Genomic DNA, 18,631 nt, shown 5'->3' with positions numbered 1-18,631 from the left:
AACCGGCAAGGCCGGGGCCCTCAGCGAAGGCGGGAGCCGCCCGGGTCAGCGCAGCCAACGGGCATAGTCAGGATGTTTGTCCTGCATGTCTTGATACAGCCAGGCCATCCGGTCGACGAACCACAGTTTACCGCCAATCATCAGGATCAGCCCGGCCAGGGTGGTACCCGGGTCCAATGCCCACAGGCCGTAAACCCAGGGGATAACACCAATGCCTGACACCCAAGCCAGCCCTTTTGCCCAAGTCACGTGATGGTGCGGGACAGGCACCTGCTCCCGATTCAGAAAAACCCTTTCGCCAAAGGTGCCACGGGAAGCCCAGTTGTCCGTGCTGGCAGGTCTGGCAAAGGCGCGCGGGTTCCACCAGATCCATGCCAGCACCAGCATAACCGGCAGCAGGGCACACCAGCCCAGCCAGATCCGCGACCAGATGGCCAGGGTCATGAGCGGCAGCACCGACATCCGGCTGTAGACGCTCCACGGGTTTGCATGCCGCGCCCAGGCGGCGTCATCCATCTTCATCAGGCGCTCTGATGCAGCAAACAGATCGAACCGGCGGTGTGCCAATGGCAAACTCCTCTCTTGGTTTCCGGCGCGCAGGATTCCATATAGGGGGCAAGTTCCTAGCGGAGAACAATCTGATGAGTGAAATTCTTGGCAGCGCCGCACCGGCGGATGACCTGATCAAAGACGTGACCGAAGCCACCTTTATGCAGGATGTCGTGGATGCTTCCATGCAGGCGCCCGTGATCGTGGATTTCTGGGCCCCCTGGTGCGGCCCGTGCAAGACCCTCGGCCCGATGCTGGAGGCTGCTGTTACCAAAGCCAAGGGCGCGGCCACCATGGCCAAGATCAACGTGGATGAGAACCAGCGCCTGGCACAGGCCCTGGCACAGCAGGGCCTGCCGCTGCAGTCGATCCCGACCGTGGTGGCATTCGTGCAGGGGCGTCCGGTCGACATGTTCCAGGGTGCGCTGCCTGCGTCCGAAATCGATGCCTTTGTGAAAAAGGTGATCGAGGCCGCAGGCGGCACTGCCGACGGCGGCCTGGGAGAGGCGCTGGAAGCAGCGGAGCAGATGCTGGCTGAAGGCGCGGTCGCAGATGCGGCCCAGACCTTTGCGGCGATCCTCGGTGAAGATGATAAGAATGCTGCTGCCTATGGCGGTCTTGCTCGCGCCCATATCGCCCTGGGTGATATGGATCAGGCCGAAGCGGTTCTGAACGGCGCGCCTGCAGAGATATCCGGCGCGGCTGAGATTGAGGCGGCTCACGCGCAGATCGAGCTGGCGCGGCAAGCAGAGAATGCTGGTCCGGTGGCAGAACTGCGTGCTGCGGTGGACGCCAGTCCGGAAGACCACCAAGCCCGTTTCGACCTGGCACAGGCGCTGCATGCGGCTGGCGATGCAGAGGCAGCGGTGACGGAGCTGCTGGAGCTGTTCCGCCGAGACCGCGAGTGGAATGACGGCGCCGCCAAGACTCAGCTGTTTACAATCTTCGATGCACTCAAACCGAATGACCCGGTGGTGCTGAACGGGCGCCGAAAACTCAGCTCGATGATATTTGCCTAAGACCGGGGCAGCACTACACTCTGTCCCATGATCCAGCCTGCCGATTTGCCGGACACAATCGCCGTGTTTCCCTTGCCAGGGGCGCTTCTGCTGCCCCGGTCCCGCCTGCCCTTGCACATCTTTGAGCCGCGATACCTGCAAATGCTTGAAGATACGCTGAAAACGCGGCAACGGCTGATCGGTATGGTGCAGCCGTGCCCTCCTCCGCACGGCAATGGAGAGGAACTCCACAGCATCGGCTGCGCCGGCCGGGTGACGCAGTTCTCTGAAACAGAAGACGGCCGCTACCTTGTCACTCTGTCGGGGGTCTCCCGGTTCAGGATCACCCGTGAGACAAACGGGTTCACACCTTACCGGCGCTGTGATGTCAGCTGGGCTGGGTTTGACAGGGATCTGGGGCGCTGCGAGGCGGATGAATCCCTGGACCGCCCTTCCTTCCTGGATCTCCTTGACCGTTTCTTTTCCGCCCGGAACCTGTCGACCGACTGGGAGGCGCTGAAGGATGCGGATGACGAATTGCTGATCAATTCGCTAGCGATGCTGCTCGAATTCGATCCCGAGGACAAACAGGCCTTGCTCGAGGCGCCTTGCCTTGCCACAAGGCGGGAAACGCTTGTCACTTTGATTGAGTTTGCCCTGCGCGGCGGCTCTCAGGAGGAAACCCTGCAATGACCGAGACACAGGCGCCAGCCTTTGACCGGCGGATGCTGGAAGCACTGGTCTGCCCGTTGACCCAGGCGGTGCTGGAATACGACGCCCAGGCGCAGGAATTGGTTTCGCGTGCGGCCAATCTGGCCTTCCCGATCCGCAACGGCATCCCGGTGATGCTGGTGGATGAGGCGCGCGAGCTGGACTAATCCGGCGGGCGGCGTCTGCCCAATATTAAATCGCTTGCCCTTTCAGCAGCCGCGGCAGATCGCCGGTCAGGCCTGCCGCCTCGCGCACGAAACCGCGGCGCAGGCCGGGGACGGCGCCCGCAAGTCCCATGCCGATGTCCCGGCCCAGCCGCAGCAGCGGGTTGTCGTTGGAGAACAGCCGGTTGAACACGTCAGTCGCCGCCGCAAGCGACGCGGTGTCGAAACGGCGCCATTGCTGATAACGCTCCATCACCAGGGAGGATCCGATGTCCTCGCCCCGCCGGGTGGCCTCGGTGATCACCTCTGCCAGCGCGCCCACATCGCGCAGACCCGCGTTCAGGCCCTGACCGGCAATCGGGTGCATGCCGTGAGCGGCATCGCCGATCAGCGCCATCCGGTCGCCGATGAAACTGTTAGCGATGGTCAGATTCAACGGGTAGGTGAAACGTTTTCCTGCCAGGGAAATTTCCCCCAGGAAATCGCCGAACCGGGGCCGCAGCGCCTGGATGTAGTCTGCGTCATCCAGTGCGTGGATCGCCTTGGCGGTTTCGGTCCGTTCGCTCCACACAATCGACGACCGGTTGCCCGGCAGCGGCAGGATCGCCAGCGGTCCTGGCGGCATGAAGAACTGATGGGCAATGCCGTGGTGCGGCTTTTCATGGTCGATGGCGCAGACCAGCGCAGTCTGGCCATAGTCCCAACCTGTGCGTTTGATCCCCGCCCGCTGCGCAGTACCGCTGCGGCGCCCGTCGGAGCCGACCAGAACCTGGCCGCGCAGCTCCCCGCCGTCATCCAGCGTGACTGTCACACCGGTCTGATCCGGTGCCTGTGCGGTCACGGTGCGTCCGGACACTAGGGTAATCCCGGGCGCTTCCTCCATGGCCTGCAGAAAGGCGCGGCGAAGGAAGCGGTCTTCGACCATATATCCCATCGGGCCTTCTTCCAGCTCCGCGTGGTCGAAGTGGATGAAAAACGGCGACGGTCCGTGGCCCGCGTGGCCGTCGGTCACCTTGATCTCCAGCATGGGTTGCGCGTTGTCCCCGGCATGCTGCCAGACGCCGGTCTGCTGCAGCAGCCGCTGCGAGGCGAGCGCCAGCGCGTAGCCTCGGCCGTCGAAGCCTTCATCAGCCAGTTTGTCCGGGGTCAGCGAGTCGACCACGGTGACGCTATGGCCGGTCTGTGCCAGGGCCAGGGCCAGTGCGGGACCGTTCAGCCCGCCGCCCACGATCAGGATATCGGACGCATTTTTCATGCCCCGCAATATGCGCCTGCTGGCGGGATTGTCCATGCGGGAAGCGCGGGATTGTGCCTGCGTCCTGGTGCCGCTACCGTCTCCGGCAACTGCTTAAGGGGAGACGGGCTTATGCAAGACTGGCTGACGATGAGGGCCGCCGATCTGGGACGAGGGATTGAGGCGGGTGAAATCGGCCCGGTGGCGCTGACCCGCCGCTATCTGGACGCCATCGACGCGCATCCCCTGAAAGACCGGATTTACACCCAAGTCACCCACGACCGTGCGCTGGCGGAGGCGGAAGCGGCTGAGCAGCGCGCCGGTTTGGGCTTGCGCTGCTCGCTCTTGGATGGGGTGCCGATCAGCTGGAAGGACCTGTTCGACAGCGCCGGCACCGCAACCGAATCCGGTTCGGACCTGCTCAAGGGGCGGGTGCCGGATCAGGATGCCGCCGTGCTGTCCAATGCAACGCTTATGGGCACGGTCTGCCTCGGCAAAACCCACATGAGCGAGCTGGCATTCTCCGGCCTTGGCTTCAACCCGGTCAAGGAAACACCGCCCTGCGTGAACGATCAGGACGCCGCTCCGGGCGGGTCGTCCTCCGGCGCGGCTGCCTCTGTGGCCTACGGGCTGGCAGTCGGCGGAATCGGCTCTGACACGGGCGGTTCGGTACGTATTCCTTCGGCTTGGAATGATCTTGTTGGACTCAAGACAACCTCTGGCCGGATCACGCTGGAGGGCGTCGTGCCCCTGTGCCTGAAGTTCGACACTGTCGGCCCGCTGGCCCGGTCGGTGGAAGATGCCGGGCTGTTGCTGGGCGTGCTGGAAGGGACTGCAGGCCCCGACCTGCGTAGCCCCGGATCCTTAAAGGGCTGCCGGTTTGCCGATCTCCAGAATGTGGCGCAGGACGATCTCGATCCTAAAGTTGCCACTGCCCACCGTGAAACGCTGCAGAGGCTGAAAGACGCCGGCGCAGAGATCGTGCCGCTTGAAGTGCCTGCGCTCGACGAAGCGATGGGCCTGAGCCCTATTCTCTACACGACTGAGGCCTATGGCCTGTGGAAAGAAGTGATCGAGGCATCTCCGCAGCTGATGTATGCTGAGATTCTGGAACGCTTCCACTCCGGCGCGCAGTTCAGCGGAGCGGATTATGTCGCGGCATGGGCCAAGCTGGAGCAATGCCGGATGGCCTGGGATCAGGCGGTGGCCGGGTTTGAAGCGGTACTCAGCCCTGTCTCGCCGATCCTGCCGCCCAACCTAGAGCGGCTGCAGAGCGACCACGACTATTACGTCCGTTCCAACCTGATGGCGCTGCGCAACACCCGGATCGGCAACCTGATGGGGCTGTGCGGCCTGTCGTTGCCCACCGGCATCCCAAGCTGCGGGCTTCAGGTGCTCGGACAGCCGGACTGCGAAGAGGCGCTGCTGCGCACCGGTGCCGCGATCGAGTGTGCCTTGGCCTGAAAGCCACATTCGGCCCAACGGCCTCATCACCGGGTGGACGCGTCCGCCCGCCCCCTGTAATCTGAGGCGCAAACGGGGCGCCAATGATCCCGTGACCGAGGCACAAGATATGGATTTTCCTGAGCGGTTTTCGAACCTGCCAGCCTATGCGTTTCCGCGCCTGCGGGCGTTATTGGACCATCACACCCCCGGCGGGGATGTGGTGCATATGACCATTGGCGAGCCGAAACATGCGTTTCCGGCCTGGGTCACCGATGTCATCGCCGAAAATGCCGCCGGGTTTAACCAGTACCCGAACAACGACGGCACGCCGGAGCTGCGCGGTGCGATTTCGGAATGGATCCATCGCCGCTATGGCGTGACCACGGACCCCGAGACGCAGATCATGGCGTTGAATGGCACCCGCGAGGGGCTGTACAACGCCGCGATGGCACTGTGCCCGGAGCAGAAGAACGGTCAGAAACCCGTGGTTCTGATCCCGAACCCCTTTTACCAAGTCTATATGGTGGCGACGATTTCTGTCGGTGCAGAGCCTGTGTTCGTGCCTGCAACCGCCGCCACCGGCCATTTGCCGGATTACGAAAATCTGCCCGAGGATGTTCTGAACCGTACGGCGGTCGCCTACATCTGCTCACCCGCCAATCCGCAGGGCGCTGTGGCTTCGCGCGGTTATTGGACCCGGCTGATCGAGCTGGCGGAAAAATACGATTTCCGCATCTTCGCGGATGAATGCTACTCCGAAATCTACCGCGATGAGGCCCCCGTGGGTGCGCTGACCGTTGCGCAGGAACGGGGTGCCGACCCCGAACGGGTGGTGCTGTTCAACTCGCTCTCGAAACGTTCGAACCTGCCGGGGCTGCGCTCAGGGCTGATTGCAGGCGGGCCGGAAACCATCAAGCGGGTGAAGCAGCTGCGGGCTTATTCCGGGGCTCCGCTGCCGGGTCCCTTGCAGGCCGCCGCCGCCAGGGTCTGGGCGGATGAGGCGCATGTGGCGGAGAACCGTGCGCTCTATCAGGAAAAATACAAAATTGCGGATGAGGTCTTTGACGGCCTCAATGGCTACATGGCGCCCGAGGCGGGCTTCTTCCTTTGGCTTCCGGTGGACAACGGCGAGCAGGCCGCGCTGAAGCTGTGGAAGGAAACCGGAGTGCGGGTGCTGCCCGGCGCCTATCTGGCGCAAGGCGTGCCGGGCCAGAACCCGGGCGAGACGTATATCCGGGTGGCGCTGGTCGCCCCCGCTGAGGACACCCGCAAAGCGCTGAGCACGCTGCGCGGCTGTCTTTACTGAATTCTGCTGAGCGGCCCTTGGCTGAGGGCCGCGCAGCCAAAACCAAGAACGGACAGGCCTGTGACCCCGCGGTGAACAGCGGGGCAGGGGTAAATGAAACGGAACTGAGGTAGGCATGGCATTTCAAACCCGCAGCCGCGATCCGCTGCTCGACAGCAATATGCAGGCGGCCATTGAAAAGCGCGGCATGGAACTGATCGGGATTGCTCTGATTCTGGTGGGGCTGATGGTTGCGGCCATGCTCGGTTCCTACACGCCAGAGGACCCGAACTGGACGGTGTCCACCGACGCGCCGGTGCAGAACTGGCTGGGCCGCCCGGGCGCGTCTGTCTCTTTCATCCTGATAACCCTGTTTGGCAAGGCCAGCTGGGCAATGCCGCTGTTCCTGTCGGTCTGGGGCCTGCGGTTTGTGCTGCACAAGGGCGAGGACCGCGTGGTCTGGCCGCTTTTGCTGTCAGTGCCATGGCTGCTTGTGGTAGCCCTGCACATGGAGACATTGAACGCCAGCACCAGCTGGCAGCAGAACTATGATTTCGGCCTTGGCGGCATGGTTGGCTACACCTTCCTGGGCGCGCTGCTGGCGCTGTTGCCGGTCGGGCTGCATTTTATGGTTAAGATCATGTCTCTGCTGAGTGCGGCAGGCATGCTGGCGCTTGGCTGCGCGGTGCTGGGTTTCACCTGGCCCGAGGTGAAGAAGGGGCTGAACAAGGTGATGATTGGCCTCATTCTGGGATATGGTGCAGTGGCCGCCCTGCTTGGCCGTGGTGCTTCCAGTGGTCTGCAGGCTGCAATGACCTACCGCCGGGAGCGGGCAGAACGCGTGCATGACGATGGCGCTTATGTCAGTGACGAAGCCGATCCTGAAATGTTCGAGGACTATCCGGAAGAAACCTATTCAGCCGGTGCCTTTGAAGAAGAGCCTGAAGCCCCGGCCAAGGGCGGCTTGCTGTCGCGTGTGCCTAGCCTGATCCGCCGTGCGGCGCCTTCTGCCGCCGCTTCGGAAAACGCCTATGCCACTGAGGCGGGTTTTGAGGGTGAAGAGGAGGCAGAAGGCGAAAGCGTCGACGGCGAAGACCGCATTTCCAGGAAAATCGCCAATGCAGTAAGAATTCGCCGAGCGGCTGATACCCCGCCAGAGCTGGATCCGAACCTGCCGCTGACCAAGGGGCGCGGCCAGCGCCCGGCTCCGCTGATCTTTAATCCCGCAGCCGCCCAAAGCGGCTTGCCTGCTGAACCTCCCCTGACTTCGATCCATGACCCCGCGCAACCTCTGAGAGCAGAGCCGCCGCTGTCCTGGCAGGCTCCTGAGGAAGGGGCATTTGTCCCTCAGGCGCCGGATGCAAATGTTCAGCCGGAAATCAGCAGCAGCGGGGTTGGTGATGCACCCCAAACGCTGACTCCGGACCATGTGCCGGCCGAGACCTGGCCTGATGCAGCGGTGTTCGTTGAGGAGGCTTCCGAGGCAGCCAAGGCACCGGGGCCACGGCTGACGGTTGATCTGCCGGTAGCAGAGCCGCGCAAGGCGGTGGTGGAAAAAACGGTGCGAAAGCCGGTACAGCCTTCTGCACGCGCCAAGGCCGAAGCCCAGCCGAACCTGGCTTTTGACGACAGCCAAAGCGATTTTGAACTGCCGCCGCTGAACCTGCTGACCAACCCGGTCAGCATTGAGCGCCACCACTTGAGCGATGAGGCGCTGGAAGAAAACGCCCGGATGCTGGAGACGGTGCTGGACGACTATGGCGTGAAAGGTGAGATCGTCTCGGTCCGCCCTGGCCCTGTTGTCACCATGTATGAGCTTGAGCCTGCGCCGGGCCTCAAGGCCTCCCGCGTGATCGGTCTGGCGGATGACATCGCCCGTTCCATGTCTGCGCTGTCCGCACGGGTTTCCACTGTGCCGGGCCGCACCGTGATTGGTATCGAACTGCCGAACGAGAGGCGGGAGAAGGTTGTGCTGCGCGAGATCCTGTCATCACGCGATTTCGGCGACGGCAATCACGCGCTGCCGCTGGCACTGGGCAAGGACATCGGCGGTGATGCCATGGTGGCAAACCTCGCTAAGATGCCCCACCTGCTGATTGCGGGTACCACTGGTTCCGGTAAGTCGGTGGCGATCAACACGATGATCCTGTCGCTGCTTTATAAGCTGACACCGGACGAATGCCGCCTGATCATGATCGACCCCAAGATGCTGGAACTGTCCGTCTATGACGGCATCCCGCATCTGCTCTCGCCCGTTGTGACCGACCCTAAGAAGGCGGTCGTTGCCCTCAAGTGGGTGGTGGGCGAGATGGAGGACCGCTACCGCAAGATGTCCAAGATGGGCGTGCGCAACATCGCCGGCTACAACGGCCGTGTGAAGGAAGCGCTGGCCAAGGGCGAGATGTTCTCGCGCACGGTGCAGACCGGTTTTGACGACGACACCGGCGAACCGGTGTTCGAGACCGAAGAGTTCGAACCGAAGGCGCTGCCTTACATCGTTGTGATCGTTGATGAGATGGCGGATTTGATGATGGTCGCAGGCAAGGAGATCGAAGCCTGCATCCAGCGCTTGGCGCAGATGGCGCGTGCTTCGGGCATTCACTTGATCATGGCAACCCAGCGTCCCTCGGTCGATGTGATCACCGGCACCATCAAGGCCAACTTCCCGACCCGGATTTCCTTCCAGGTGACTTCCAAGGTCGACAGTCGCACCATCCTGGGCGAGATGGGTGCAGAGCAGCTCCTTGGCATGGGCGACATGCTCTACATGGCGGGCGGCGCCAAGATCACCCGCTGCCATGGTCCGTTCTGTTCGGATGAAGAGGTTGAAGAGGTGGTAAACCACCTGAAGCAATTCGGCCCGCCGGATTATGTGGGCGGTGTGCTGGACGGCCCGGATGAGGACAAGGCTGACAATATTGACGCCGTTCTAGGTTTGAACAGTGGCGGCAATACCGACACCGAGGACGCTCTCTATGACACGGCGGTTGCCATTGTGATCAAGGACCGCAAGTGCTCCACCTCCTACATCCAGCGCAAGCTGGCGATCGGCTACAACAAGGCCGCCCGGCTGGTCGAGCAGATGGAGGATGAGGGTGTCGTTTCAGCTGCGAACCATGTGGGCAAGCGGGAAATTCTGGTCCCCGAACAGTAAGCTGACGAATTTCTGCCGATGCCGGGGCCGCGAAGGCTCCGGCATCTTCACTTCTGCAGCAGCACTCCTATGTTGAACCCATGAAACGGATTGCACTTGCGCTTGCGCTGACCTTCATGGCCCCCGCGTCTTGGGCGGCAGAGAAACTGAGCCTCAATGAGATTTCCCGTTACCTGAATGGGATCTCAACGGCGTCGTCACCCTTTACCCAAATCAACGATGACGGCAGCCTGTCCACCGGCAAGCTGTACATGCACCGGCCTGGCAGGATGCGTTTTGAATATGACGGCAAAGGCGGCGGTACCGTTGTAGCCGGAGGCGGCGCGGTAGTGATCCACGATCCGAAGTCGAACCAGCCACCCGAAACCTACCCGCTGAAGCGGACACCTCTTTCTATTATTCTGGACCGCAGGGTTGATCTGGGCCGCGCCAATATGGTGGTTGGGCACAGTTTTGACGGCACATCGACAATCGTCCGGGCGCAGGATCCGGAAAACCCCGACTATGGCAGCATCGAGATGATGTTCACCGGCAGTCCAGTCGAACTGCGCAAATGGGTGATCCATGACGGCGCCGGAGGCCAGACGACCGTTATCCTGGGGGCGATGGAAACTGGTGTTAAGCTGTCCTCAAGCCTTTTCGTCACCACTGGCCGGTCTCGCTGAAGGAAAAAGCAGCTCATTCTGCGTGGTGGCGAATGAAGGGGACGGCTTCGTCAAAGAACTCTTGAAAACCCGGGTGCCCGCCAACCATGCCGTGGTTGTTGCCGGGCAGCTCAACAAAGCTGGCGCCGGGGATCAGCCGCGCCGCCAGTCGGCCTTCCTCAATAGGCACCGCACGGTCACCGCGGCAGTGCAGAACCAGGGTGGGGACCCTGACGTTTTCTGCATGCGGCGTGGCATCTATCGCGGCATTCATTTCCATGATCCGCAGCGCGTTTTCCGTATTGGTGGACAGCCGCTGCAGTTCGTCAAATGATTCTCCTTCCTCCGCTGTGGCGTCGGGAATGTAAGTAGTGGTGAAGAAATGCCGGTAAATGGAGTTCGGTGACCCCCATCCGTCCCGGATCATGTTGTAGCCGATCTGATAAAACCGGTCTGCCTCTGGGTCCCCGCGCTGCAGGCGCCCGCGCACGTATCCGCCAAGCAGAACCAGACATTTGACTCTCTCAGGGTGTTTTGCCGCAAATCGCATGGAGAAGGCAGCGCCTTGGCTGATTCCGAACAAGGCAAAGCGATGCAGCCCTGCAGCATCGGCAACCGAGAGCATGTCGTCAATCATCCGGTCTTCGGATATTTCTTCCGCTTCCCAGTCTGACAGCCCGTTGCCGCGCTGATCAAAGCGGGTCAGGCTGCAATTGCTGGCAAACTCAGACAGAAACTGCCCCCACACGGGGCTTTTCCATTCATATTCAATGTGGTTAATCCAGTTTGGCGCCTTGAGAACAGGCGGACCGTCTCCGATTGTCGTGTAGGCCAAATGAGTTCCATCGGAGGAGGAGCAGTATTTGACACGTTGCTGCAGCGCTGCTTCCGGAGGTTTGCGTTCTGGGCGGGCCTCAGGGACCCACTGCCAGACCCGGACCGGGCGCGAAATATTCTTGACCCGCTGAGATCCCATGTCCTGGAAACTTTCGCTTTGCCGCCCTGCAACGGTTTCATGCACGATGCCGGAGATGTAAATGCCGCCAGGTTCCGCCAACCCTTCGAGCCGGGCTGCAACATTTACGCCGTCACCGAAGATGTCTGCACCGTCGAAAATCACATCACCGATGTTGATCCCAACGCGGTACCGGATGCGCAGTTGCTCTGGCGTGTCTGCCTCGCGTTCCGCCATTGCCTTTTGGATTTCCAGGGCGCAGCTGACAGCATCATGAGCCGAGGCGAACTCCACCAGCATGCCATCGCCGGTGGTTTTTATTGTATGGCCGCGGTTGGCTATGATTTGCGGGTCGATTAAATTTTTACGATGCCCTTTTTGCCGGGTCAGCACCCCTTCTTCATCGTCTTCCATCAAACGGGAGTAACCGGCCATGTCGGCGACCAGAATGGCAGCGAGCCTGCGTTCCATGCGCTGTGTCCTCCCCCCTGAATGTTAGGGGGGAGGGGACGAAAATCCAGCCTGTGTCAAAATCAGCGGAACTTGCGGCAAGTCGCGAGCTGCGCCTGGTATGTCTGGGCCCGGGTCTCGACCTGACCGGCAACGCGCATCAGCCAGGCCTTGGAGCGGTAACTGCCGCGGGCATAGCCGCTGTGGCCTTCGTGGTAGGCAAGATACTGGTTCCGCGCATCATAAAGAGGGATGCCGTTCTTCTCGAGACTCTTGCGCATGTACCAGCCCATGAAGTCTGCGGCATCGCCAATACGGTCGCGTTTTGCACGACGCCGCCCGGTGTCTTGGCGGTAATCGTCCCAGGTGCCGTCCAGGGCCTGACTGTAACCATACGCGCTGGATTGCCGTCCGACCGGAATCACTCCCAGCAAATACTGATGCGGTGTCCTGGCATCGCCCCGAAAGCGGCTTTCGTGATAGATCGTTGCCATTTGCACATGCACCGGCACGCCCCAGCGGCGCTGGGTTGCGCGGAAGGCTTTCAGGTATTCAGGGCGCTGCTGGATAATGCTGCAGGCATTGTCCAAGTTGCGCGGTGGCGCTTTGTGCCCGCCTCCGCAAGACGCAACCGCCATGAGGAGAACGAGGGCGCTGATGAGTCTGCTCATTGCCTCTGCCCATTTTGTTTTGGGTTTGTTTTGGGCAACTTTAGCGGATTGCAGCAGGCGAGGAAATCACATTTCCAGAAACGGTTGCCGCTGCAGTTGCGGGAAAACCCCGAACCGGATCGCTAAATTCCCGCAAATTCATTCGCACCGTTCGAGGACGTTCCGGAGCATGCGGTAACCGATTTACCAGACGACGGGCAGAACCCGGCAAAGTGAGCGCTTTTGCCACTGTTAAAGCGGCCTCCACAGTCTGTTTCCCCGATAATTTGCCTCAAGAGTTGGACTTTCCCCCGGCGCACGCGCTATTTAGATAGTACGGGGGCTAAAAGACCATGATGAGAACACGCGCAAAATACAATCTTGGGCAGGTCGTCCGCCACCGGAAGCATCCCTTCCGCGGTGTCGTCTTTGATGTGGATCCTGAATTCTCGAATACCGAAGAATGGTATGAAGCGATTCCCGAAGACAGCCGGCCGGTCAAGGATCAGCCGTTTTATCATCTCCTGGCCGAGAACGACCAAAGCTACTACGTCGCTTATGTTTCCGAACAAAACCTCGTTGCGGATTACTCGGGAGAGCCAGTTGGACATCCGGATGTTCCTGAAATGTTTGGCAGTTTTGACGGTGGCGCCTATTCTCTGCACTACCAGCTGAACTGAAATCCGAACCCGGTTCTTGCGGGTTGAACCGCAGGCATCAGTAGCCCAAAGCACAGCCGTCCTTACGCGGATCACTGCCGCCTTCCAGCACACCAGAATCATTGATGCGGATCGCCTGCGCACCGCCTAGCGGTGTGTCCGGCGTTTCAATGTTGTGCCCCATTTCGCTCAGCTGCCGCCGGACCGCATCAGAATAGCCGCGCTCAACTTTCAAAGTGCCACTGTCGGTGAAGCATCGCGGGGCATCGATTGCGGATTGCAGGTCCATACCGAAATCCAAAAGGTTTGATACCAGCCTCGCGTGGCCGGTCGGCTGGTATCCGCCGCCCATCACGCCGAATGGCATGATCACGTCTTCACCTTGCTTCAGCATGGCAGGAATGATCGTGTGCATCGGCCGCTTTCCGGGACCGAACTCGTTCGGATGACCTTCCTCAAGCGTAAAGCCCGCACCGCGGTTTTGCAGCAAAATTCCAAACTTCTCCGAAGCGATACCAGAGCCGAACCCGTGGAAGATCGAATAAATCAGCGACACTGACATCCGGTCCTTGTCTACCACGGTAATATACACGGTGTCTTTGTGCACGGCTTCGGTCAGCGGTTCAGCGGCGGGCATCGCGTGCTTTGGGTCAATCAAAGCCGCAAGCTGCGCCGCGGTTTCAGGCGAAAGCATGTGGCCGAGCCGTGCGGTGTGATCCGGGTCGGCTAGGAACCGGTTACGTGCGTCATAGGCTAGTTTGGCAGCCTCGGCTTCGAGATGCGCGCGCTCAGCCCCGAAAGGATCCAAGCTGCCAAGATCGAAGTGCTTGAGGATGTTGAGGAGCAGGATCGCCGTCGCACCTTGCCCATTGGGCGGGTGTTCGGCCAGACGGCTGCCCTTGTAGCGGCCTTCAACCGGACACGTGGCAAAGCTGCCTGCGGCTTCAAAGTCCTGCATAGTGTGTGTGCCGCCGTAAGCTGACAATGCTGCAGTCATGTCCTCCGCCACTTCCCCTGAGTAAAAGGCATCACGCCCGTGTCTCGCGATCCGGCGCAGCACTTCGGCTTGACCCGGTGCACGGAAAATCTCTCCGTTACCTAGGGGGCGGCCGTCCTTCAGAAAATGCTTACGCGCTGCGCCTTGCAGGGTTTTGGCACTGTTTTTCCAGTCAAAAGCGGTACGGGGAGCAACAGGAACGCCATGTTCAGCGTAATGGATGGCAGGCTGCAGCAGGGTGTCCAGCCCTAATTGTCCTTCTGTCTCTGCAAGGCGGCAAAAAGCATCTATGGCGCATGGAATGGTAATTGCGTCCGCGCTGTTCAATGGCACTGCCCCCAAGCCCCGCGCTCGCAGATCCGCAGCACAGGCATCTGCAGGTGCGCAGCCTGACCCGTTCAATGCCTGGATACCATTCCCGGGCCTCGAATACAGTACAAAGCAGTCTCCGCCGATACCGGTCATTTGCGGTTCGCAGATACCGAGCAGTACAGCTCCGGCCAAAGCCGCGTCCATGGCATTGCCCCCGCGCTGCAGAATGTCCAGGGCCACGCGGGCCGCCAGCGGGTGCGAGGTGGCGCACATCCCGGAAACTGCAAAAACAGCCGAACGGCCAGGTAAATGGAAGTCTCGCATGGCTCTCTTTCCGTTTTGACTCGCAAAGCCTAGAGACGGGCGGCCTGAAGGCAAATCAAATTGCAGCCTGCCCGGAGCAGACGGCGCGTCACAGCAGTGAAAGAAAAGCGAAGGCTGTAAGAGAGATGTCCCCGGTGCCGTGCTCTGGTGGGGGCAAGAACACACGGCACCAGGGGAAGCTCGTTTCAGCTACAGGTAAGGTTTCGCATTTCTATTGGGCCGCGGTGGGCCGGGAATGCGGCGCAATTGTGGCGAAGCGTTAAATTTGCGCCTACTCACCTGCGATTTCCGCAAGATATTTTCAAGCCTCAGCCGAAGGGCTTGTGACTTGGATCTCAAAACAGAGTGACAGGTTGTTGCTGCCTTCGGAACGCTCATACTGAACCTGGCTCGCGAGTTCCCGGATCAAGAACCAGCCGAAGCCGCCTTCAGGTAAATTTTTGGCAGGAACATTGACGTCAGCTGGCTTGCCTTCGGGCAGTTCTCCGTCCGGGTAGGGGGCGCCAGCGTCCTGAATACTGACCCACAAGCGTTCTGGAGAAAGTTCTGCCTGGATGCGGACATCCCCGGGGTCATTCTCCGCATAAGCATGCTCGACCACGTTGTTGACAGCTTCAGTCAGTGCAATTTGCACCTCGTCCGCCCGGGCCGCTGGAATTCCCAGGGTCCGCAACCGGTCCACAACGGATGAGACGCCGGAGCGGGCATCCAGATTAGTGGCCGTGAACGAGCAGGCAAAGGTTTTTACCATCAATTTCTCGCTTTGCGCCGCCAGCGCAGTCGTCTTCAAGAGTTTGCGCTGGCCGGGGCGGTTGCTTCACTCAGCGAACTGTAGAGGTCAAAGATCGTGTCCATACGCGTCAGCCGGAAAACTTTCTCCACCATTGGGGTCAAACCGGCCAGGTCCAGCCTGCGGCTGCCGCCCAGCTGTTTCATGGCCGCGACAATTGCTCCAAGCCCGCTGGAATCAATAAATTGCACTTCGGACAGGTCCAGAATGACGCGCTCCGGTCCAGCTTCGGTTTCCGTGCGCATGTCTTCCTTGAACTGGATAGCCATGGCGGCATCAATGCGCTCAGCATTGACTTTGACGATCTGTGCACCGTCCGTCATGGTGGTCGTCAGGCTCATTGTGATCCCCCGGGATGTAACGTCATTAGGCAGCACTCTAGACCGCAAAGCTTACTTTTCTGTAGGTATAATTTTGACGATTGGAGGAAAATTGCATGAAAGATGTTGTTATCGCCGGAGCGGCCCGGACGCCCATGGGCGGGTTCCAGGGCATGTATGACGGGGTGACGGCTGCGGAACTGGGTGGTGCTGCAATCCGCGCGGCCCTGGAAGGGGCCGGAATTGCCACCGTGGATGAAGTGCTGATGGGCTGCGTTCTGCCGGCGGGGCAGGGGCAGGCGCCCGCGCGCCAGGCTGGGTTTGCTGCAGGACTGAGCGAAGAAGTGCCGGCCACGACCCTCAACAAGATGTGCGGTTCTGGCATGAAGGCGGCAATGATCGCCTTCGATCAGATCGCGCTGGGCCACGCGGACACGATGGTTGCCGGCGGTATGGAGAGCATGACCAATGCGCCCTACATGCTGCCGAAGATGCGCGGTGGCGCCCGCATCGGCCACGGACAGGTGATTGACCACATGTTCTTGGACGGGCTGGAAGACGCCTATGACAAGGGCCGCCTGATGGGCACCTTTGCCGAGGACTGCGCCGAAAAGTACCAGTTCACCCGCGAGGCGCAGGACGAATATGCGCTGAAATCGCTGTCCAATGCTCTGGAGGCGCAGGAAAGCGGCGCTTTTGATGGTGAAATCGCGTCAGTGACCGTGAAAACCCGCAAGGGCGATGTGGTCATGGATGCTGATGAGCAGCCGAAATCTGCACGTCCGGAAAAGATCCCGACGCTGAAGCCGGCGTTCCGCAAGGATGGTACCGTAACCGCAGCCAATGCCTCTTCGATCTCGGATGGCGCGGCGGCTCTGGTTCTTGCTTCGTCCGAAGCTGCAGAGGCACAGGGCCTGCAAATCCGCGCCCGTATTCTTGGGCACGCCAGCCACGCCCAGGCGCCAGGTTGGTTCACCACTGCACCGGTGCCGGCAGCTCAGAAGCTGCTCAAATCCATCGGCTGGGCGGTTGAAGACGTAGACCTATGGGAAGTGAACGAGGCTTTTGCCGTGGTGCCGATGGCCTTCATGCACGAAATGGGCCTCTCCCGTGACAAGGTGAATGTGAACGGCGGTGCCTGCGCGCTGGGTCACCCGATCGGCGCCTCCGGCGCGCGGATCATGGTCACCCTGCTGAACGCTCTGGAAAAGCGCGGACTGAAACGCGGCGTCGCTGCGATTTGCATCGGAGGCGGCGAAGGCACGGCCATTGCGATCGAGCGGGCGTGATCTTCACCTTTGCAAAATACTCACGGGGGTGAATTGACCGCGAGGTCAAGAGGGGGCAGACAGCCCCCTCAATACGTTTCAGGAGAGCTGCACATGCAGGTTGAATACGCAACCCTGGCCAAGACCATCGCGGCGCTGACCGAAGGCGAAACGGATGAAGTGGCGCTGATGGCTACTGTGGCCTGCGAGGTCCACCACGCGGACGACCGCTTCAACTGGACCGGCTTCTACCGTGCAGTCGCGCCGGAACTGCTGAAGATCGGCCCCTATCAAGGCGGCCATGGCTGCTTGCAGATACCGTTCTCCCGCGGTGTTTGCGGCGCGGCGGCGCGCACTGGCGAGGTGCAACTGGTACCGGATGTCGATGCCTTTCCCGGCCACATCGCCTGTGCCTCCTCCACACGCTCGGAGCTGGTGCTGCCGGTTTGGAACGGTGCCGGAGAACTGATCGGGGTGTTTGACATTGACAGCGACCAGCCTGATGCCTTCACCCAGGAAGACGCTGGCCAGCTGGGGGCAATCCTGCGGCAGGTGTTCAGCCGCGGCTGATTCGCATATTCGGGGCTTTGCCCCCGGCCTTGCAGCCTTCTTCCAAGGGGCAATCGACCAGAAAAATCCGCCCGGCGCCTGATGGCGCTGGGTTTTTTCATAGCATCCTTCCGTCTCGTGAAAAATGACTTGGAAATTTCACGAGCTCGGTCCATCGTGAAAAACGAGAGTATTTTTTCACGAAGCGGGGAGAGAGCCGGTGAACGATCAGACGGTGGCAACGGCGACTCTGGGGGCGGATATCCGGGCCTTGCGCAAGGCCCGCGGGCTGACCCTGACGGATATTGCCGCGATGCTGAACCGCTCGGTCGGCTGGCTGAGCCAGGTGGAGCGCGACATGTCCGAGCCCTCGATCTCCGACCTGCGGCAGATTGCCGAGGCGCTGGGCGTGCCGATGTCGATGTTGTTTGCCCATTCCGGCGCCCCGGCAGAAGAGCATGGCTACATCGTGCGTGCCGGCTCCCGCCGCCCGATGGGCTCCGGCGAGGAGGGGCTCATCGAGGAATTGCTGTCGCCGGACCTGACCGACGATTTTGAGATGGTGCATTCCACTTTCCGCCCGCGCTCAAAGATGCAGACCCCGGCAAACCGGCCGACGCAGGAAGTCGGCTACATGATCTCAGGCAAACTGGACCTGATGATCGGCGGCCGTAGCTTTACCGTCGGTCCCGGCGACAGCTTCCGGATCAAGCATGAACCGTATCAGTGGTCGAATCCTTACGACGAGCCCGCGGTGGCTGTCTGGGTGATCGCGCCGCCGGTCTACTAGGAGAAAGACGATGATCAAGGGTTCCTGTCTCTGCGGCGACATCCGTTTTGAAACTGCGGCCAAACCGCAGAATGCCTCGATGTGTCATTGCAGCCAGTGCCGCAAGCAGTCGGGCGGCATCTGGGCCTCTGCGCAGGTGCGCGACGCAGACCTCACGATCACCGGACCGGTGAGCTGGTTCGAGGCAACGCCGCAGGCCAAGCGCGGCAGTTGCCCCCGCTGCGGCTCCTTCCTGTTCTGGAAAGGGGCAGGGGAAGACACCACCAGTTTTGCTTTGGGCGCTGTCGACGGGAACACCGGTCTCAGCGTCGAAAAGCACATCTTTACCGCCTCCAAGGGCGACTACTACCGGATTGCGGACGGCGTGCCGCAAGAAGACTGA

19 protein-coding genes are annotated in these 18,631 nt (G+C 61.0%); 12 read left to right on the top strand and 7 right to left on the bottom strand.

Annotation, left to right across the window (positions count from 1 at the left end; genetic code table 11):
- Window positions 1-45 precede the first annotated feature (45 nt).
- Window positions 46-567, bottom strand: coding sequence for a DUF6653 family protein (locus A9D60_RS12940; RefSeq protein WP_083194198.1), 522 nt, complete (start codon window positions 565-567; stop codon window positions 46-48).
- 74 nt (window positions 568-641) lie between these two features.
- Between A9D60_RS12940 and A9D60_RS12935 the strand changes: the two genes are divergently transcribed.
- Genes A9D60_RS12935 through A9D60_RS12925 form a run of 3 tightly spaced genes read left to right on the top strand, consistent with a single transcriptional unit; the run spans window position 642 to window position 2,425 of the window.
- Complete coding sequence (locus A9D60_RS12935; protein ID WP_065267994.1) at window positions 642-1,568, top strand: tetratricopeptide repeat protein; 927 nt, start codon at window positions 642-644, stop codon at window positions 1,566-1,568.
- Window positions 1,569-1,595: 27 nt separating this feature from the next.
- Entirely contained in the window at window positions 1,596-2,240 is a 645-nt protein-coding gene (locus A9D60_RS12930; protein WP_065267993.1) for an LON peptidase substrate-binding domain-containing protein, read from the top strand.
- Window positions 2,237-2,425 carry a Trm112 family protein gene (locus A9D60_RS12925; protein ID WP_029204960.1) on the top strand — a complete coding sequence of 63 codons (189 nt, stop codon included), beginning with the start codon at window positions 2,237-2,239 and terminating at the stop codon, window positions 2,423-2,425. Before A9D60_RS12930 ends, A9D60_RS12925 begins: the two co-directional genes overlap by 4 nt.
- Window positions 2,426-2,450: 25 nt before the next feature.
- Here A9D60_RS12925 and A9D60_RS12920 read toward each other — a convergent pair whose 3' ends face one another.
- Window positions 2,451-3,677 (bottom strand): FAD-dependent monooxygenase, encoded by a 1,227-nt coding sequence (locus A9D60_RS12920; protein WP_065267992.1) that lies wholly within the window; start codon window positions 3,675-3,677, stop codon window positions 2,451-2,453.
- Between the two features lie 111 nt (window positions 3,678-3,788).
- Between A9D60_RS12920 and A9D60_RS12915 the strand changes: the two genes are divergently transcribed.
- The 4 genes from A9D60_RS12915 (at window position 3,789) to A9D60_RS12900 (ending at window position 10,206) form a co-directional block, all read left to right on the top strand.
- On the top strand, window positions 3,789-5,120 hold the full coding sequence (locus tag A9D60_RS12915) for an amidase (protein ID WP_065267991.1): 1,332 nt from the start codon (window positions 3,789-3,791) through the stop codon (window positions 5,118-5,120).
- A 109-nt stretch (window positions 5,121-5,229) separates the two neighbouring features.
- Window positions 5,230-6,408 carry an aminotransferase class I/II-fold pyridoxal phosphate-dependent enzyme gene (locus A9D60_RS12910; RefSeq protein WP_065267990.1) on the top strand — a complete coding sequence of 393 codons (1,179 nt, stop codon included), beginning with the start codon at window positions 5,230-5,232 and terminating at the stop codon, window positions 6,406-6,408.
- Between the two features lie 115 nt (window positions 6,409-6,523).
- Window positions 6,524-9,541, top strand: coding sequence for a DNA translocase FtsK (locus A9D60_RS12905; RefSeq protein WP_065267989.1), 3,018 nt, complete (start codon window positions 6,524-6,526; stop codon window positions 9,539-9,541).
- An 80-nt stretch (window positions 9,542-9,621) separates the two neighbouring features.
- Window positions 9,622-10,206 (top strand): LolA family protein, encoded by a 585-nt coding sequence (locus A9D60_RS12900; RefSeq protein WP_065267988.1) that lies wholly within the window; start codon window positions 9,622-9,624, stop codon window positions 10,204-10,206.
- Window positions 10,207-10,219: 13 nt separating this feature from the next.
- Here the strand turns inward: A9D60_RS12900 and A9D60_RS12895 are convergent, their stop codons facing one another.
- Both A9D60_RS12895 and A9D60_RS12890 read right to left on the bottom strand, forming a co-directional pair.
- Window positions 10,220-11,611, bottom strand: coding sequence for an alpha/beta fold hydrolase (locus A9D60_RS12895; RefSeq protein ID WP_065267987.1), 1,392 nt, complete (start codon window positions 11,609-11,611; stop codon window positions 10,220-10,222).
- Window positions 11,612-11,673: 62 nt separating this feature from the next.
- Window positions 11,674-12,261, bottom strand: a complete 588-nt coding sequence (locus tag A9D60_RS12890; protein ID WP_065267986.1) for a transglycosylase SLT domain-containing protein — start codon at window positions 12,259-12,261, stop codon at window positions 11,674-11,676.
- Between the two features lie 332 nt (window positions 12,262-12,593).
- Between A9D60_RS12890 and hspQ the strand changes: the two genes are divergently transcribed.
- Window positions 12,594-12,920, top strand: coding sequence for a heat shock protein HspQ (gene hspQ, locus A9D60_RS12885; protein ID WP_065267985.1), 327 nt, complete (start codon window positions 12,594-12,596; stop codon window positions 12,918-12,920).
- 37 nt (window positions 12,921-12,957) lie between these two features.
- Here hspQ and A9D60_RS12880 read toward each other — a convergent pair whose 3' ends face one another.
- The 3 genes from A9D60_RS12880 to A9D60_RS12870 form a co-directional block, all read right to left on the bottom strand.
- Window positions 12,958-14,532, bottom strand: coding sequence for a gamma-glutamyltransferase family protein (locus A9D60_RS12880; protein ID WP_065267984.1), 1,575 nt, complete (start codon window positions 14,530-14,532; stop codon window positions 12,958-12,960).
- Between the two features lie 301 nt (window positions 14,533-14,833).
- On the bottom strand, window positions 14,834-15,283 hold the full coding sequence (locus tag A9D60_RS12875) for an ATP-binding protein (protein WP_065268136.1): 450 nt from the start codon (window positions 15,281-15,283) through the stop codon (window positions 14,834-14,836).
- Window positions 15,284-15,318: 35 nt separating this feature from the next.
- The gene (locus tag A9D60_RS12870) at window positions 15,319-15,663 is read right to left on the bottom strand and encodes an STAS domain-containing protein (RefSeq protein WP_039184747.1); all 345 of its coding nucleotides are present in this window, start codon (window positions 15,661-15,663) and stop codon (window positions 15,319-15,321) included.
- Between the two features lie 95 nt (window positions 15,664-15,758).
- Between A9D60_RS12870 and A9D60_RS12865 the strand changes: the two genes are divergently transcribed.
- The 4 genes from A9D60_RS12865 to A9D60_RS12850 all read left to right on the top strand — a co-directional run bounded on the left by A9D60_RS12865 (window position 15,759) and on the right by A9D60_RS12850 (window position 18,631).
- A complete protein-coding gene (locus A9D60_RS12865; RefSeq protein ID WP_065267983.1) occupies window positions 15,759-16,931 on the top strand; it encodes a thiolase family protein in 1,173 nt (390 codons plus the stop codon).
- A 93-nt stretch (window positions 16,932-17,024) separates the two neighbouring features.
- Window positions 17,025-17,480, top strand: a complete 456-nt coding sequence (locus A9D60_RS12860) for a GAF domain-containing protein (protein ID WP_065267982.1) — start codon at window positions 17,025-17,027, stop codon at window positions 17,478-17,480.
- 199 nt (window positions 17,481-17,679) lie between these two features.
- Window positions 17,680-18,249, top strand: coding sequence for a helix-turn-helix domain-containing protein (locus A9D60_RS12855; RefSeq protein ID WP_065267981.1), 570 nt, complete (start codon window positions 17,680-17,682; stop codon window positions 18,247-18,249).
- 10 nt (window positions 18,250-18,259) lie between these two features.
- On the top strand, window positions 18,260-18,631 hold the full coding sequence (locus A9D60_RS12850) for a GFA family protein (protein WP_065267980.1): 372 nt from the start codon (window positions 18,260-18,262) through the stop codon (window positions 18,629-18,631).

Source organism: Leisingera sp. JC1 (assembly GCF_001679925.1).
Lineage (GTDB): Bacteria > Pseudomonadota > Alphaproteobacteria > Rhodobacterales > Rhodobacteraceae > Leisingera.
This window is presented reverse-complemented; position numbering and strand designations above follow the sequence as displayed.